Source organism: Limnohabitans sp. Rim8 (genome assembly GCF_945901735.1).
Classification (GTDB): Bacteria; Pseudomonadota; Gammaproteobacteria; order Burkholderiales; family Burkholderiaceae_C; genus Limnohabitans_A.
On record NZ_CAMDLM010000010.1, the window covers coordinates 1 to 14,657 of the forward strand.

A 14,657-nucleotide genomic window follows, 5' to 3' on the forward strand; every position below is an offset into this window, starting at 1 on the left:
CACTGAACGATGAGGTCACCTACGACAAGCTCGCCATCTTCATCGACTGGAACAACGGCTACACCTACGATAACCAAGCCGTTGGCACACCCCCATCAACAAGCGTTACCTACTACGTTGACGATGTCAGCTTTGTGGGCGAATTGCCAGACACTACCAGTCCAACTGTGACCAGCTTTAGCCCTTTAGACGACGCAACAGGCGTATCAGCCAGCGCAAATATCGTGCTGAACTTCAGTGAGCTGGTTGTCGCTCGTGAAGGTGGGACGATCCAACTGATGACCGACTACAACTTCAATCACCAGATGATCGAGGAAATCGCTGTGAATGACACCAGCAAGGTTCAAATTAATGGGAATGTGGTCACGATCAACCCCAGTGCTGATTTTCAGACGGGCACGGGATATCACTTGGGCTTCGTGGATGCATTTGCAGATACATCAGCAAATGCATTCAGTTATCCGCATGGGAATTACAACTTTACAGTGCTATGACACTCAGGGCATGAGCCCTGAGCCCGAGCCTTCGACTGTGCTCATTGGCTTTGTTCGGCGGCTGTGATGACAACAAATGAACTTGCAGAAACTTCAAACCGCCAGTCCATCCGCCCCAAAAACCATCAGCTCAACGTTCGAACAAGCGATGTTGACGACCTGCCCGACCTTCAATGGGCTGTGCGGCTGGTTGATTTTGAGCTTGAAGAGCTCTTCCACGCCGCTCAGGCGCAGGTAGGCCAGCACAGAGTCGCCCAGGTACTCCATGAATTCAATGGTGCCGACAAAGCCAGTGTGATGCGAACTCAACACGCAGTGCTCTGGCCTCAAGCCTAAGAACGCGCCTTGGGCCAGGCGCGCAGGGTCTGCCCTGAACAGTGTGGGCGGGAGCGCCAAGCTCGGGCTGATGCGAATAAGTTGGTGCTGCGCATCCCATATGTAGCCCAATAAATTGACCTTGGGGGAGCCCAAGAACTCCGCCACGAAGCGGTTGACGGGTTTTTGGTACAGCTCGACCGGGGTCCCCACCTGCTCAATCCGCCCCTGGTTGAACACCGCAATCCGGTTACCCAAGGTCATGGCCTCGGTCTGGTCGTGGGTGACGTAGACCATGGTGGTTTTCAGATCGGCGTGCAGCTTGGCCAGTTCAATGCGCATTTGCACGCGCAATGAGGCATCCAGATTGGACAAGGGTTCGTCAAACAAAAACACTTTGGGGCGACGCACAATGGCGCGGCCAATGGCCACGCGCTGACGTTGGCCACCCGACAATTGTTTGGGGTAACGCTTGAGCAAAGGACTCAGTTGCAAGCGCTCTGCCGTGTCTTGAACGAGCTTGGCGGTTTCTGTTTTGGAGGTGCCTGACATGCGCAAGCCAAAGCCCATGTTGTCTTCCACGGTCATGTGCGGGTAAAGCGCATAACTTTGAAAGACCATCGCAGCGCCACGTTCGGAAGGGCCTTTGTCGCTGACGTTTTCGTCACCGATGTGAATGCTCCCGCTGGTCATGTTTTCAAGTCCGGCAATCATGCGCAGCATGGTGGATTTGCCGCAGCCCGATGGGCCTACAAACACCATGAATTCGCCATCACGGACTTGCAAATCCAGGCCCGGAATGACCACGGTTTCACCAAAGTGTTTGGTGACGCCTTTGAGTTCGATCGATGCCACGTTATTTCTCACTCAGAAATTTTTGATACCACAGGGCACTGTTTTTGAATGTTCGTTGCTGTGTCTCAAAGTCCACATGCACCAAGCCAAAACGCTTGGCGTAACCGCTGGCCCATTCAAAGTTGTCCATCAGGCTCCAGGCAAAGTAGGCCCCCACCGGCACGCCTGTCGCCATGGCGTCGTGTGTCGCGGCAATGTGGTCGCGGATGTAGGCCAGCCGCTGCGCATCGTCCACCACACCGTTGACCAATTGGTCTTTGAAGGCGGCACCGTTTTCAGTCACCCAAAGCCTTTGAGGTTGGTAGTCTTTGTGTAAGCGGCACAACAATACGGTCAGGCCCTGGGGGTACACCTCCCAGCCCATGTCGGTCACAGTGTTGCCGGTGCTGGCCACATCCCAAGGGTTGCCACACGAAGAAAAATTGCGAGTGTAGTAATTGACGCCCAAAAAGTCGTTGGGCTGTGCAATGGTTGCCAAATCACCGGGCTGCACGGGCGGCGCATCGGCACCCAAATGCTCAATCACATCCTGCGGGTAGACGCCTTTGAACAATGCATCCATGTACAGGCGCAGGATCAGGCCATCGTCCAGTTTTGCCTTGGCCACGTCCAGGGGGTCATCACTGGCAGGGTAAATGGGTGACAGGTTCAGCACAATGCCCATGGCGGTGGCCAGCCCCAGGCCACGCATGGCTTGCAATGCCATGCCATGGCTGAGCAACAGATGGTGCACCGCTTGCATGGCTTGTTTTCTGGACTGAATACCTGGCGCAAAAATTCCTTGTTCGTATCCCAATATGGCGATGACCCAAGGCTCGTTGTGCGTGCAAATGCTGTGCACGCGGTGGCCAAATCTGCGGGCCACTTCGGTGGCATAGCGTGTGAAATGCGCGCAGACCTCGCGGTTGGCCCAGCCGCCTTGGTCTTGCAGTGACTGCGGCAAGTCCCAATGGTTCAGGGTCAAGTGCAATTCAATCCCGCGCTGGGCAAGCGCCGAAATCAACTGGTCATAAAAGGCAAAGCCCGCTTCATTCCACGCGCTTTGACCATCGGGCTGTACGCGTGGCCAGGACATCGAGAATCGGTAAGCATTGACGCCCATGCGGGTGATTAACTCAACGTCTTCAGGCCACCGGGTGTAATGCTCGCAAGCCACGTGTCCGTTGCTGGCATCTGCAATTTTTCCATCGGTCGCACAAAAGGTGTCCCATATGGATGGGCCTTTGCCATCGCGGTCGTGCGCGCCTTCAATTTGGAAAGAGGATGTGGCAACACCCCACTTGAAGTCTTGGGGGAACTGGTCGCGAGAGACGGTCATGGTACTCATGTTCAAAGGGGTTGTTTTAGCCGCGCACAGCGCCTGATGTCAGGCCTTCAATCAGTCGGCGCGAAGAGAAAATGAAAATGATCAACAAGGGGATCACCGCGATGGCCGATCCAGCCATCAAAGCACCCCACTCGGTGTCGACCGGGCTTTGCACGCTGCGCAGCGCCAAGGGAAAGGTGTACATCTCGGGTGAACGCATCACGACCAAGGGGCCAATGAAGTTGTTCCACGAGGCAATGAATGCGATGAGTCCCAGCGTGCCAAATGCAGGTCCCAGCAAAGGCACGACCACACTCCAGTAAATTCTGAATTCACCACAGTTGTCCATGCGGGCCGCTTCAATCAACTCTTTCGGAATGGCTGAGGTGATGTATTGGCGCATCAAGAAGATGCCCATAGCAGGGGCTGCGCCTGGCAAATAAAGTGCCCTGGGTTGGTCGATCCAGTTGAGCGCATCCATGATCAAGAAGGTGGGGATCATGCCCAAAAACGATGGCACCAGCATCGTGCCCATGACCAGTGCAAACAACATTTTTTTGTAGCGAAATTCGTACACCGCAAAGGCGAAACCCGCCATGGAGCAAAACAACAGGGTCAGCGCCGTCCCCATCAAGCCCACATACAGCGACCACCCCAGGTTTTTCCAAAATGGAATCTTGGCCATCAAAATCTTCATGTTGTCGAAGAAGTGATCACCAAAAAACAAGGGGGGTGGAACACTGAAAATGTCCGCCCGCGATTGCGTGGCAAAAACGAACATGAAATAAAACGGGCCCAGCATCAACAAGGCGCCCAACACGATGAAGATCCACCCCATCACACCCAGTGTGGATTTGGCTTCTGACATGGCTTGGCTCATGCTTGACCTTCTTTGTTTTTAAACACTTTGTTCGTGACCAAGGTCATGAGCAAAATGATGACAAACAGCATCCACGAAATCGCACTGGCCAAGCCAAAGTCATTGAAATCAAACGCCGTGCGGTACATGTACATGGCGGTGGTCATGCCGGCATATTCGGGGCCCCCTTTGCCCCCCGTCAAAATGAATGGCTCTTCAAACAGCTGCAGGCCTCCAATGACGGTCAAGGTGACCCCAAAGAACATCATGGGCTTGAGCTGGGGCAAAGTGATGTACCAAAACTGTTGCCAGTTTTTGGCGCCATCCATGCGCGCAGCTTCGTACAAATCACGCGGAATACTTTGCATCGCCGCAACATACAAGATCACATTGAATCCCAAGTAGCGCCAGAACACCACGGCGGAGACCACGGGTTTGATCGCCTCTGGACTGCCCAGCCAATCAATGTTTTGCTCGGGCATCACCGCGCTCAGCCATGGCCATTGCGCCATCTCAGCCAAGGCGGCATTGACCATGCCGTAGTCGGTTGAAAACAAGGTGCTGAACATGATGGCGATCGCCACCGTTGAGGTGATGTAGGGCAGGAAATAAGCGCCCATGGCGGCATTGCGCCAGCGACCCATTTTTTCGTTGATCAAATAAGCCAAGGGAATGGCGACAAGGTGTTGCGGCATGCCAGACGCCAGAGCCATCCACAAGGTGTTGCCCAAGGAGGTCCACACCAAGGGATCCTCGATGGCAAACATCACATTTTCCAGTCCCACATATTTCATGGAACCGAGTCCCTGTACCGGATCCCACATGTGAAACATCAACACGAAGGAAAAAACAATGGGAAACAGTCCGAATACCAAGAACAGCAACAGAAATGGGCTGATCAGCACATAAGGTGCCAACGCGGGTGTCAGCACGGGCTTCATCAACGGCTCGCTCGTCTTTGCACCAAGCGGTGTGCGTCCTTGAGCGCTTGGTCTATGGGCTTGTTTTTCGTCAAGACCAAATCCAGTTCTGCGTTGACGATTTCTTCGGCCACACTGTCGTTCTTGAAAACCATGGTGGGTTTGATTTGGGCCGCTGTATTTTTCCATTCGAGTCTGGCTTTTTGCCCACCCAAGAATGCCACAGGTTGGTTAAAAAACTCTCCGTTTTGCGCTTCGATCAGGGCAGGAAATGCATTGAATTTCTCAAACGCCATCTGTTGCTGCTTGCTGTTCAAGGTCAAGTGCTGGATCAAATCCCAAGCCAATTCCTTGTTCACCGCTTTTTTCGGGATGGCATAAAAGGTACCGCCCCACGAGGTGGCAATCCGCTCAGGCAACACGGTAGAGCGCCAAAGCCCACTGGTGTTAGGCGCCAACCAATTTTGCAAATGCCCACCCAACCAGGCACCCATCATCTGCACAGACACCGTACCGCGTTTGAGGGACTCGCCCCATTCGTTGGACCACGCGTTGATTTTGGCGTCCAGGCCTTGCGCTCTGATTTGCTGCGCGATCTCAAAACCGCGTTTAAATCGAGGTGAGGTGTCAATGACGGACTTGCCTTGGTCATCAAAGTAAACACCGTGGCCTGCGGGGATGCCCGTCCTGATCACAATGTCTTTGACATCACGGGCATGCGCCACTAAATATGCCCCACTTTCTTTTTTGATTTTTTGTCCGCTTTGAATAAAGCTTTCCCATGATTGAGTCAGGTCTGATTCCTTGACCTTGGCCTTGCTCAACAAATCTTGTCTGTAAAACATGGCCCCAGGCCCAATGTCTGTCGGCACAGCCACTTGCCCGTGGGTGGCAGAGCGGCCTTGTGCCATGGCGTAGGGCACGATTTTTGATGCATGCTGGCCAATCTGGTACGGAGCTTTGGCCAGATCTTCAAGACCTCCACTTTGGGCGAATCTTCCCAAGTAGCCGTATTCAATCGTCATCACATCAGGCAGGCCTGTCGATGTGGCCAATCCGGTCGTCATGGCTGTGTGGTGGTCTGCATACTCGCGGCTGACCACCTTCACATCCACGTGGGGGTTTTTCTTTTGCCACTCCTGCAGGGCTGCTTTGACGATGTCATCGACTGCTGGAAATGCGGCCACCGTGATGCTTGTTTTTTGGGCTAAGGCCATGCCCATCGACATGGCGCAAAGCCAAAAAATCGTTGCTTTTTTCATGAAAACCTCTTTTGAAAGCGCTTTCATTTTTATTCTGATCCTCTGTAAAGTCAAGTCACTCAAGGGTTTCTACTGAGCCTCTTCGCTATTCAGCAATCCCAGTGTGTCCACTGACCCGGTCTTCAACCATCACCAGTTCTCAAAGTCTTCAATTTTTTTGCTTGTGAAACGAGTCCAAATCGCAAAACCCTGTGTTTGGGACGGCGAGAATGAAGGCGATCGACCGCTAACGCACGAAGAAATGCAGGCGGGCATCGAGGCTTACCGCTGTCAACGCGAACGCCCCACGGGCAGCGACAAGGAGTCCACCACCATACGATTTGATTGTGACGTGCTGGGCCGCCTTTCGCGCAGGTGGTCCCGGCTGGCAAACCCGCATGAACACAGTGCTGCGGGAGTGGCATAAGACGCAATCGCCGGTTTGAGACTCGGAAGAATTTTGGGGTATTGGTCCTCAAAGAATGCACTCAAAATACCGTTGAATGAGGTCGCCGAACTGGCGTTTTTCGGCCAGTTTGAGCGCCAACAAAATGCGGTCTCTGGTGTAGCCTGCGCCCGAGCCAATGAGCAAAGTGAAAGGGGGTGATGTCATGAGGGCGATCAAAAACTGACGAGATACCCGTGCGTCACATTGTCGCCGGCGCCACGTTGACCAATGCCGCCCTTGTAAGGCGTGTCGACGAAAATCAGTCGGGCAAACCCATAGGGAACGGCCAGTCCGATCCGTACAGCACATGCTCTTCACCGACCATCTTGCCAGCCAATTCAAGAAGGCCATCATGGTGCGCGATATTGTCAACATGAAAGCGCCGTGCAGCTTGTAGCGGCCGCTCGACGGCCGTATACACGCCTGGACGGGTTGTCTCGAACCCTCGCTCTAAACGTCCGATCAGCGCCGTGAAAATGCCGCCTGCATGTGCCAGCGTGAACCGGATGCGTGGATAACGTGAAGGCACCCCCGCCATGATCAGGTGCGCCGCGGCGACACCGGTCTCGACCGGGTTGCCCACGAGATTTTCGAGGTAGAACTGTGCGAGTCGCGGGTCCGCGCAGGTGCCGGGATGCAGAAACACGAAAGCCTCCTTCGCATCGAGCCATTGCCACAGCGAATCGAACTTCGGGTCTGAAAAAACAATGTCCGGATGCCCGCCGGCTGCGAGGGAAATGCCTTCGTAACCGCCTGCATCGTAGAGGGGCATGAGAGTGACGAACAGAGACGGATGCTCGAGGGGCAGATGAAACAGTGCCCCAAGCCGAGAGGGGTTCGACGCCACCAGATCTCGAAGCGCCCTGTTCGCATACTGCACCCAGGCCAAGGATGCTTCAGCGGTCAGTCCTTGTCGGTACAGCGGGGGAGGGATGGACACAAGTGATCGCGCGACACCATGCCGGTCCATGCGCGCGATCAACCGCTCCACATGGAACAGGTCCTTGATACCGACCTTGTGCCCGTCGAGCGCGAGCAGCTCCTTGTGTGCGTCCCACTCGACGCCCGGCATGCCCACGAGGGCAGGCCCCACCGGCGCAAGGTGCGTGTGGACGTCAAGCGCGATCGTGCTCATGACGAGGGCGATGCCTCAAGATTGGCGTTCATTTCCTTGCCCCAGAACTCCGGTGCCCAATCTGGCCATATGTAAGGCAAGCCGTTCCATTCGCGCGACTGCCAGGCTTCGCTGATCTTGTCCATGTCCGTGTAGTATTCGACCCAGCTGCCCCATGGGTCTCGCACATAGTAGAAGAGATTTGATGCAAGAGCATGGCGGCCGAGGCCGAAGCCGTCCTTGAAACCGGCTTTGCGCATCTGTAGCGCGCCGAACCCAATGTCATCGACCGAATCGACGTGAAAGCTGCCATGCTGGAATCCGCGGTGTGTGCTCGGAATCAACCCGAAGCAGTGATGGTCGCGAATGCCTTTGCCTCCGGAGAGAAATGCCACCTTCCCTGGCACCTTGTCTGTGATCCGCAAACCCAGAGCGTTCACGTAGAACGCTTCAGATTTATCGTAATCATGCGTGAACATGAGCAGGTGTCCGAGCTTGTTGGGACGGATATCGCGTTCCAGCTCTTGCCACAGGTGACGGTCGACACGGGGCTGTAAAAGGACAGGTTCGGCCACGAGCACGGGGGGCTTAGCCTCGACTGGCACGAGGTTGACCCAGGTGCCCCAAGGATCCTGAAACCACAGTCCGTCGCGAATCGGTCCGAACGGCGGCGTGACCGTGTCGATATCGAACGTCTTCAGGCGTTCCGAGAACGCTGCCATGTCCTGCTGGCGGATGGCGAAAGATAGATGGTGCAGGCGCTTCTTTGGTCCCTTGACGATCACAAGTTCGGCCGGCCCTGGCTCCTTAGCCCGCATCTGCAGAGCGGCCGTCGTCGTATCGGCCTGCAGGCCGAAAGCGGTATAAAACGCTTCGGCCAAAGTGACGTCAGGCACTTCGAGGCCGTAGCCCGCAAGGTATTCGACTCTCAGCTGCTGCATGGAAGGCTCCTTCAGGTCCGGTACACGGTCAGATCGACCGTGCGCATGGTGTTGACGAGTTCGCCGAGGCCTGAGCCCCGTGTGATGAGCCGGTCTCCCTGGGCAAGGAAAACAGGCGGCGTGCGGGCATTGCCTATGCCGCTCGGAGTGCCGGTGAGCAGAACATCACCGGCATACAACGTCATGCCCGACGACAGCTCGGCGATCAACTCGGGAATCGGAAAAGCCATGTCGGCGATGCCGGCGCACTGCATCATCACTCCGTTCAATTCAAACTCGATCATCACTGTCGAGATATCGATGTCGTCGCGCATTGTGATCCAGGGTCCGAGGGGCATCGTGCCATCGATGCTCTTGCCTTTGAGCCACTGGCCGCCGTGCCGGCGCTGCAGGTCGCGCTGCGACACGTCGTTAGCCATGCAATAGCCGAACACATGGTCCATCGCCTTGGCCAGCGGAATACTGCGGCCGGTCTTGCCCACTATCACAACGACTTCGGCCTCGTAGTCCCATTTGGTGGAGAGCTTGGCATCGAACGCGATGTCGTCGTTCGGGCCGATCACTGCATCGGGGGCCTTCGTGAAGAACGTCGGTGCATCGGGCTTTGGCACATCCTGGCCTTCGCGTTTGCCTTCACTCTCGTAGAAATGATCCCAGTAGTTCCAACCGGTGCACAGCACATCGCGGCGAAAGCGGCGAATGGGAGCGAGCAGAGTCACGGTCGCAAGGTCGAACTTCTCAGCTGCGGAATCGGCCGCAACCCGCTTCAAACTGTCGAGCGCTACGGGTCCTGAATTGATGATGGTCACGAGATCGCCGAACGCAAAAGGCAGCAGCACACCGCCCTTGTCGTGAGTGAGCAGTGCGACACGTTCGATGGCGCCTGCGCGGACAGTTCCTATTTTCATTTAACCTTACTCATTCCGGGATCACCGCGATCGCGCTGATCTCGATCAGGTATTCGGGCTTCACCATCTTGGACACCTCTACCATGGTCGAAGCGGGTACCGGGCTCTTGAAATATTCGCGGCGCACCTTGTGAATAATTTCGAAGTGCTCGATGTTTCGCACATAGACATCAACACGGCAAATGTCCTCGAGCGTACCCCCGGCGGCTTCGCAGGCGGCCTTGAGGTTATCGCATACCTGGCGCGTCTGCGCCTCAATGTCGCCTACACCGGTGATGGTCACGCCGTCGGCGGCGCGAGCGGTCATACCCGAGATGAAGACCAGGCGTCCGCGTGCTTCGATCATCGTGGCGTGCGAAAAATGACCGTTGGGCTGGGCGAGCTTTGGAGAGACGAGTTGTTGCTTCATGGCGAAAGTCCTTGAATGGTGTTCTGGTTTTAGTACAGGCGGGCCGTGAGGCCAGCCTTTTCAGCGAGCGCGTCGATTTGCGCCACGAGCGCACTAGACAGCGGCAGCGACGTTGAGCGCTGGGTGCGTCGCGCGCGTTCGAGGTCGCCGGGCGCGTAGATCTGCGTCGTACCCGAGGCCGGCGTCGACGCCCGGATTTCGTTGGCGAACGAAGTCACCTGCCCAGCGATGCCCTCTCCGCCATTGGCGCGCGAAGCGTCAATGACGATGAAGGCGTGGGAGCAGTCGTAATGCTGGGCAGCATTACCGTACAGGGGTTTAACCGACGAGCCGATGGCGCCGCCTGACAGCGCACCGCACAGCAGGTCGATGGCCACGGCCAGACCAAATCCCTTGGGTCCGGCTGCCGGGAGCAGCAAGCCCTTGATGGCATCAGCCGCACTCGTCGTGGGTAAGCCCGCATCGTCGGTCGCCCAGCCCTCAGGTATCGTCAGGCCTTTTGCTTCGGCAATCCGTATGCGGCCCATGGCGGTGGCGCTCATTGCCATGTCTACCACCAGCGGCAGCCCTTCGGCTGAGGGAAATGCGATGGACAAGGGGTTGTTGCCCACTACACGCTGAGCGCCGCCCGGCGCGGGCATCAACGGACGCGTATTCGAAAAGGCGAAACCGATCATGCCGAGCGCAGCAGCCTGTCGCGTCCAGAACGCAGCCGTGCCGAAGTGAAACGCGTGACGCACCGTCACAAAGGCCAAACCATGCACACGAGCCCGCGCGACCGCAAGCTCGACTGCCATGTGCGAAGAAACTTGACCAAGTGCGTGCGCGGCATCGATCACGACCAGACCGCCGAGGTCCTCCACGATAGTCGGCACTGCGGCGGCCACAACGCCGCCTGCATTTAGGCGCTCAAGGTACAGCGGAACGAGAGCGACGCCATGCGAGGACACGCCATCCACCTCAGCGGCCACCAGCGAGTCCACAGTAACGCGTGCGTCCGCGGCCGAGACACCAGCAGCGCCGAAAAGCAAGGAAAGGACGGTCGTGAGACGCACCACATCGACGGCGCAATCACCGTCAGGCGCGGCGCTCAATGGGCGTCCCGCTCATCCGTGTACCACTCGGGCTTCACGGGATAGTGCGGTCCGTCGTAGACCTCGACAACAATCGTGTCTTCATGAGCGAACGTAGGACCGTGGACGTTGCCTTTGGGATTGCAGTAGAACGAACCTGAAACAAGGGTGACACCGGTCGATGTGTACTCGTACTTTCCGGACAGGCAGTACATCGACTGGTTGGATGCGTGCGAATGGGGCGAAGGAATACCCGCGCCCTTGTCGAACTTGATGAGGGAGACCGAGGCGCCGGTGTCGGCGTCGCGGAACAGCATTTTCTCGTGCACCCCCTTGAGCGACTTCTCCCGCCAGGGCATCGAGGCCGTCTGAACCAATATCTCCTCGAAAGCCGGCGCGCCGGCCGGCATGGTAACCATCTTCTCGTCTGCCATAAAAACTCCTTTGATATATTATATGAAATATCACGATTGATTCTAATACAGCTTCGAGGGATTACCATTCCTACCCGAAGTCGAACATTCTTATGGCAAGCAAAAACCCCTCCCCTACTCCGTCGATCTCCCTTTCGGAAAAAGCTTATTTGCAGCTGAAAGAGCGCATCCTTACGCTCCAGCTACGTCCGGGGATGTTCCTTAATGAACTCACCCTGTCCGAGATGCTCGGCATCGGGCGTATGCCGGTGCACCAAGCCGTGCAACGCCTGAAGGTCGAAGGCTTGGTCGAAGTGATCCCTCGCAAGGGGCTCGTGATCCGGCCGGACTCGCTCAAGGACATGCTGTCCCTGCTCGAAGCCCGGCTTGCGATGGAGCCGAACATCACGGCGATGGCGGCCGAGCGTGCAAGCAAGCAGCAGATCGCCGCACTTAAGAAGATCGTGATGGATTCCAAGCGTATCGTGAACCAGACTGAGCGCATGTCCTTCATGTCGCTGGACCGCGCCTTTCACGCACTGATCGGCGACGCTGCCGGAAACAAAATCCTCGCCGATGCCCAACGCCCGCTGCACGAGCGTTCCGAACTGATCTGGCAGCTGCGGGTGATGCGAGAGGACGGGTTGGTCGTGAACCAGCGCGAGCACATGAACATCTTCACGGCCATCGCCGAACGGGACGCCCATGCGGCGCGAAAAGCCATGGAAAACCATCTTCATTCGCTCCACAACCGGATTCTCGAAGGATCCATGGACATCTAGTCGAGCTTGGCGCCCGACAATCTGACCACTTCTTTCCACTTCACCGTCTCGGCCGAGATGTAGCGCTCGAAAGCTTGGGGGGAATTCGGGCGCAGCTCTACCCCGATTTCATGGAAGCGGACCTGGGCGGCAGGTGTCCTGAGGGTCTCGTTGATCGCCGCGCTTAGTTTTTCGACAATCGCGTTGGGCGTGCCAGCGGTCGTCACGACGCCGAACCATGGTGTCGAGACGAAGCCGGGCAAACCCTGTTCCGCGACCGTAGGAATGTCCGGCGACGCGATCAGTCGCTTCTCTTCAGCGACGGCTATGGCGCGCAATGTACCCGCGCGCACAAGCGGAAGGCTCGACGTCGTGTTATCGAACATCATAGTGACATGGCCTGCAAGTAGGTCGTTGAGCGCTGGCGCACTGCCTTTGTAGGGAACGTGCGTGGCTTGCATGCCGGTGCGCACCTTCAGCAGTTCCATCGCCAAATGGCCCGAAGATGCATTGCCTTGGGACGCGAAAGTGGCCTTTGTAGGATTGACCTTCAAGTAGTCGAGCAGTTCCTTCAGGTTGCGCACAGGCAAATTGGCCGGTACGACCAGCAAGAGCGGGGCCACGCCGGCAAGGGACACCGGCGCAAACGCGGTCGCAGGATCGAAAGGCAGCGACGCATAAAGACTCGCATTCACAGCCACTGGACCGGGCGCGGTCATCAGCAGCGTATAGCCGTCTGCGGGGCTCTTTGCCACCAGATCGGCCGCGATGTTGCCGTTGGCCCCCGGCTTGTTCTCGACCACAACGCGTTGACCGAGCCGCTGTGACACGCCTTCTGCGATGGCACGCGATAGCACATCGGCGGAGCCGCCCGGCGGGTACGCCACCACGAGCCGGATAGGCTTGGTCGGGAATAAAGGCGTCTGTGCCAAAGCGGCCCCGCACAGGTAGAGCGCGGTCAGGACAAGTGCGACGAACTTGTTCATTAAGGGAAATTCCGTTTCAATGCTGCGGCGGCGGCGCGGGCAGCCAGCCCGACAACGCACGCTCGACGGCGACCACCATCAGATACGCGATGGTTCCGAGTACTGACAAGGCGAACAGCGCCGCGAAAGCCAGCGAGGTGTTGATCTGCGAAGTGGCGCTCAGCAGCAGGAAGCCCAGACCGTCGCTGGAGCCGACGAATTCGCCGATCACCGCACCAATAACCGCCAGGGTGACGGCCACCTTAGCACCGGTGAACACGTAGGGCAACGCGGCTGGAAACTGGACCATGGAGAACACCTGCCAGCGCGTGGCCTTCAGGCTGCGGCCGAGTTCGAGCAGATCGCGCGGGGTGGACTGCAGGCCTGCAGCCGTGTCGACGACGATCGGGAAAAATGCCACAAGCCACGCGATTGCGAGCTTAGATTCGATACCAGTACCGAGCCAGACCAGCAGAATCGGGGCGAGTGCGACCTTTGGGACCGATTGCAAGGCCACCAGCAACGGGTAGAACATAAGATTCACCAAGCGTGACATGGACACCGCCACCGCGATCGGAATGCCCAGCAACAGGGCGAGTGCGAAGCCATAGAGCGTCGCCTTCAACGTCACCCAGCCCTCGGTTACCAGGGCCGGCCAGTATTTCGCGATGGCTAGTGCAACGTTCATCGGGGTGGGAAGCACCGCCTCAGGCATTTTCCACGCGACACAGATCAGTTGCCACAGCGCGAGGACGATCACCACCCCCAGTAACGGATAGGCAACGCGTTCGAAATTGTTGCGGTTCATCATCAGTAGCCTTCCGCACCCGAGGTGGCCGCCACAATGCCGAGTGCCTCGCTAGCATGTCTTTCGGCCTGAGTGAATTCGGGCGTGAACCGTACTGCCTGGCTACGCGGATAACCCAGGTTCACACTCAACTGTGCGATGACGCGGGCGGGGCGCCGGCTGAACACCAGCACCTTGTCTGCAAGGTAGACGGCCTCGGAGATGGAATGGGTGACAAAGAGCACGCTCGCCTGGGTCTCTTTGCGGATCTTTAATAAAAGGTCGTTCATTTCGAGCCGTGTGAGTTCGTCGAGTGCACCAAAAGGCTCATCCATGAGCAGCAATTTCGGTGCGTGGATCAAAGCACGGCAAAGCGCCACGCGCTGCTGCATGCCGCCGGAGAGTTGATGGGGCCGTGCCGCCGCGAAATCCAACAAGCCAACCAGTGCGAGCAACTCGCGCGCCCGGCCTTGGGCTGCCACATCGTTGCGATTCAGCACGTCCATAGGAAACAAGACGTTTTGGAGCACCGTACGCCACGGCATGAGGCTTGGCGCCTGAAATACGAATCCGTAGTCACCGTAAGGCCCGTCCACGTCCTTTCCATTGATCGTGATACTGCCCCCCGACCTTGGGATCAATCCTGCAACCATCCGAAGCAAGGTGGTCTTACCGCAGCCACTGGGGCCGAGGAGCGCCACGAATTCGCCCGACTCGAAGTCGAAACTTGCATCGTCGAGTGCGACCAAGTCTTCCTGAGCGCCCCCACCAAGTTCCTTTGCGAGGAACACTTTTCGCGCACCGCGCACAGAACCGAATTGCATCGCTGGTTTCCTATAATTGTTTCA

The 14,657-nt window shown here is 57.2% G+C and carries 17 protein-coding genes and 1 pseudogene; 3 read left to right on the plus strand and 15 right to left on the minus strand.

Annotated features, from left to right (window positions below):
- The coding region (locus Q0O99_RS06660) for an Ig-like domain-containing protein (RefSeq protein WP_293749762.1) at positions 1-494 on the plus strand (494 nt) is incomplete at its 5' end.
- 93 nt (positions 495-587) lie between these two features.
- On the opposite strand, the gene Q0O99_RS06665 is transcribed toward Q0O99_RS06660, so the two are convergent.
- The 5 genes from Q0O99_RS06665 to Q0O99_RS06685 form a co-directional block, all read right to left on the minus strand.
- Complete coding sequence (locus tag Q0O99_RS06665; protein WP_293749764.1) at positions 588-1,664, minus strand: ABC transporter ATP-binding protein; 1,077 nt, start codon at positions 1,662-1,664, stop codon at positions 588-590.
- A gap of 1 nt (position 1,665) precedes the next feature.
- On the minus strand, positions 1,666-2,991 hold the full coding sequence (locus tag Q0O99_RS06670) for a GH1 family beta-glucosidase (protein WP_293749766.1): 1,326 nt from the start codon (positions 2,989-2,991) through the stop codon (positions 1,666-1,668).
- Between the two features lie 16 nt (positions 2,992-3,007).
- Positions 3,008-3,850, minus strand: coding sequence for a carbohydrate ABC transporter permease (locus tag Q0O99_RS06675; protein ID WP_293749768.1), 843 nt, complete (start codon positions 3,848-3,850; stop codon positions 3,008-3,010).
- Positions 3,847-4,623 carry a carbohydrate ABC transporter permease gene (locus Q0O99_RS06680; protein ID WP_293749770.1) on the minus strand — a complete coding sequence of 259 codons (777 nt, stop codon included), beginning with the start codon at positions 4,621-4,623 and terminating at the stop codon, positions 3,847-3,849. The genes Q0O99_RS06675 and Q0O99_RS06680 overlap by 4 nt, the downstream gene beginning before the upstream one ends.
- Positions 4,624-4,769: 146 nt before the next feature.
- Positions 4,770-6,011, minus strand: coding sequence for an ABC transporter substrate-binding protein (locus Q0O99_RS06685; RefSeq protein WP_293749772.1), 1,242 nt, complete (start codon positions 6,009-6,011; stop codon positions 4,770-4,772).
- A gap of 151 nt (positions 6,012-6,162) precedes the next feature.
- On the opposite strand from Q0O99_RS06685, the pseudogene Q0O99_RS06690 reads away from it, so the two are divergent.
- Positions 6,163-6,436 (plus strand): annotated as a pseudogene (locus Q0O99_RS06690) (BrnA antitoxin family protein).
- Positions 6,437-6,465: 29 nt separating this feature from the next.
- On the opposite strand, the gene Q0O99_RS06695 reads toward Q0O99_RS06690, so the two are convergent.
- The 7 genes from Q0O99_RS06695 to Q0O99_RS06725 form a co-directional block, all read right to left on the minus strand.
- A complete protein-coding gene (locus Q0O99_RS06695) occupies positions 6,466-6,603 on the minus strand; it encodes a hypothetical protein (RefSeq protein ID WP_293749773.1) in 138 nt (45 codons plus the stop codon).
- 94 nt (positions 6,604-6,697) lie between these two features.
- On the minus strand, positions 6,698-7,573 hold the full coding sequence (locus Q0O99_RS06700) for an amidohydrolase family protein (protein ID WP_293749775.1): 876 nt from the start codon (positions 7,571-7,573) through the stop codon (positions 6,698-6,700).
- Positions 7,570-8,493: a VOC family protein gene (locus Q0O99_RS06705; protein WP_293749776.1), complete on the minus strand. Its 924-nt coding sequence runs from the start codon at positions 8,491-8,493 to the stop codon at positions 7,570-7,572. Before Q0O99_RS06705 ends, Q0O99_RS06700 begins: the two co-directional genes overlap by 4 nt.
- Before the next feature lie 11 nt (positions 8,494-8,504).
- The gene (locus Q0O99_RS06710; RefSeq protein WP_293749778.1) at positions 8,505-9,401 is read right to left on the minus strand and encodes a fumarylacetoacetate hydrolase family protein; all 897 of its coding nucleotides are present in this window, start codon (positions 9,399-9,401) and stop codon (positions 8,505-8,507) included.
- 10 nt (positions 9,402-9,411) lie between these two features.
- Positions 9,412-9,810, minus strand: coding sequence for a RidA family protein (locus tag Q0O99_RS06715; protein ID WP_293749780.1), 399 nt, complete (start codon positions 9,808-9,810; stop codon positions 9,412-9,414).
- A 29-nt stretch (positions 9,811-9,839) separates the two neighbouring features.
- Positions 9,840-10,904 (minus strand): Ldh family oxidoreductase, encoded by a 1,065-nt coding sequence (locus Q0O99_RS06720; protein ID WP_293749782.1) that lies wholly within the window; start codon positions 10,902-10,904, stop codon positions 9,840-9,842.
- Positions 10,901-11,317: a cupin domain-containing protein gene (locus tag Q0O99_RS06725; RefSeq protein ID WP_293749784.1), complete on the minus strand. Its 417-nt coding sequence runs from the start codon at positions 11,315-11,317 to the stop codon at positions 10,901-10,903. Before Q0O99_RS06725 ends, Q0O99_RS06720 begins: the two co-directional genes overlap by 4 nt.
- Before the next feature lie 92 nt (positions 11,318-11,409).
- Between Q0O99_RS06725 and Q0O99_RS06730 the strand changes: the two genes are divergently transcribed.
- Positions 11,410-12,078, plus strand: coding sequence for a GntR family transcriptional regulator (locus Q0O99_RS06730; RefSeq protein WP_293749785.1), 669 nt, complete (start codon positions 11,410-11,412; stop codon positions 12,076-12,078).
- Here the strand turns inward: Q0O99_RS06730 and Q0O99_RS06735 are convergent.
- From Q0O99_RS06735 to Q0O99_RS06745, 3 genes are read right to left on the minus strand one after another with little or no spacing between them, the layout of a single operon-like run.
- Positions 12,075-13,043 carry a tripartite tricarboxylate transporter substrate binding protein gene (locus tag Q0O99_RS06735; RefSeq protein ID WP_293749787.1) on the minus strand — a complete coding sequence of 323 codons (969 nt, stop codon included), beginning with the start codon at positions 13,041-13,043 and terminating at the stop codon, positions 12,075-12,077. The two genes, Q0O99_RS06730 and Q0O99_RS06735, sit on opposite strands and share 4 nt — an antisense overlap.
- A 16-nt stretch (positions 13,044-13,059) precedes the next feature.
- Positions 13,060-13,833 (minus strand): ABC transporter permease, encoded by a 774-nt coding sequence (locus Q0O99_RS06740; RefSeq protein ID WP_293749788.1) that lies wholly within the window; start codon positions 13,831-13,833, stop codon positions 13,060-13,062.
- A complete protein-coding gene (locus tag Q0O99_RS06745; RefSeq protein WP_293749790.1) occupies positions 13,833-14,633 on the minus strand; it encodes an ABC transporter ATP-binding protein in 801 nt (266 codons plus the stop codon). Before Q0O99_RS06745 ends, Q0O99_RS06740 begins: the two co-directional genes overlap by 1 nt.
- Positions 14,634-14,657: the final 24 nt, after the last annotated feature.

What these genes read in the sequence shown, in the direction of transcription:
- Q0O99_RS06670 (WP_293749766.1), bottom strand. Translation starts at nt 2,991, where the DNA reads ATGAGTACCATGACCGTCTCTCGCGACCAGTTCCCCCAAGACTTCAAG.
- Q0O99_RS06675 (WP_293749768.1), bottom strand. Translation starts at nt 3,850, where the DNA reads ATGAGCCAAGCCATGTCAGAAGCCAAATCCACACTGGGTGTGATGGGG.
- Q0O99_RS06680 (WP_293749770.1), bottom strand. Translation starts at nt 4,623, where the DNA reads ATGAAATATGTGGGACTGGAAAATGTGATGTTTGCCATCGAGGATCCC.
- Q0O99_RS06685 (WP_293749772.1), bottom strand. Translation starts at nt 6,011, where the DNA reads ATGAAAAAAGCAACGATTTTTTGGCTTTGCGCCATGTCGATGGGCATG.
- Q0O99_RS06695 (WP_293749773.1), bottom strand. Translation starts at nt 6,603, where the DNA reads ATGACATCACCCCCTTTCACTTTGCTCATTGGCTCGGGCGCAGGCTAC.
- Q0O99_RS06700 (WP_293749775.1), bottom strand. Translation starts at nt 7,573, where the DNA reads ATGAGCACGATCGCGCTTGACGTCCACACGCACCTTGCGCCGGTGGGG.
- Q0O99_RS06705 (WP_293749776.1), bottom strand. Translation starts at nt 8,493, where the DNA reads ATGCAGCAGCTGAGAGTCGAATACCTTGCGGGCTACGGCCTCGAAGTG.
- Q0O99_RS06710 (WP_293749778.1), bottom strand. Translation starts at nt 9,401, where the DNA reads ATGAAAATAGGAACTGTCCGCGCAGGCGCCATCGAACGTGTCGCACTG.
- Q0O99_RS06715 (WP_293749780.1), bottom strand. Translation starts at nt 9,810, where the DNA reads ATGAAGCAACAACTCGTCTCTCCAAAGCTCGCCCAGCCCAACGGTCAT.
- Q0O99_RS06725 (WP_293749784.1), bottom strand. Translation starts at nt 11,317, where the DNA reads ATGGCAGACGAGAAGATGGTTACCATGCCGGCCGGCGCGCCGGCTTTC.
- Q0O99_RS06730 (WP_293749785.1), top strand. Translation starts at nt 11,410, where the DNA reads ATGGCAAGCAAAAACCCCTCCCCTACTCCGTCGATCTCCCTTTCGGAA.
- Q0O99_RS06735 (WP_293749787.1), bottom strand. Translation starts at nt 13,043, where the DNA reads ATGAACAAGTTCGTCGCACTTGTCCTGACCGCGCTCTACCTGTGCGGG.
- Q0O99_RS06740 (WP_293749788.1), bottom strand. Translation starts at nt 13,833, where the DNA reads ATGATGAACCGCAACAATTTCGAACGCGTTGCCTATCCGTTACTGGGG.
- Q0O99_RS06745 (WP_293749790.1), bottom strand. Translation starts at nt 14,633, where the DNA reads ATGCAATTCGGTTCTGTGCGCGGTGCGCGAAAAGTGTTCCTCGCAAAG.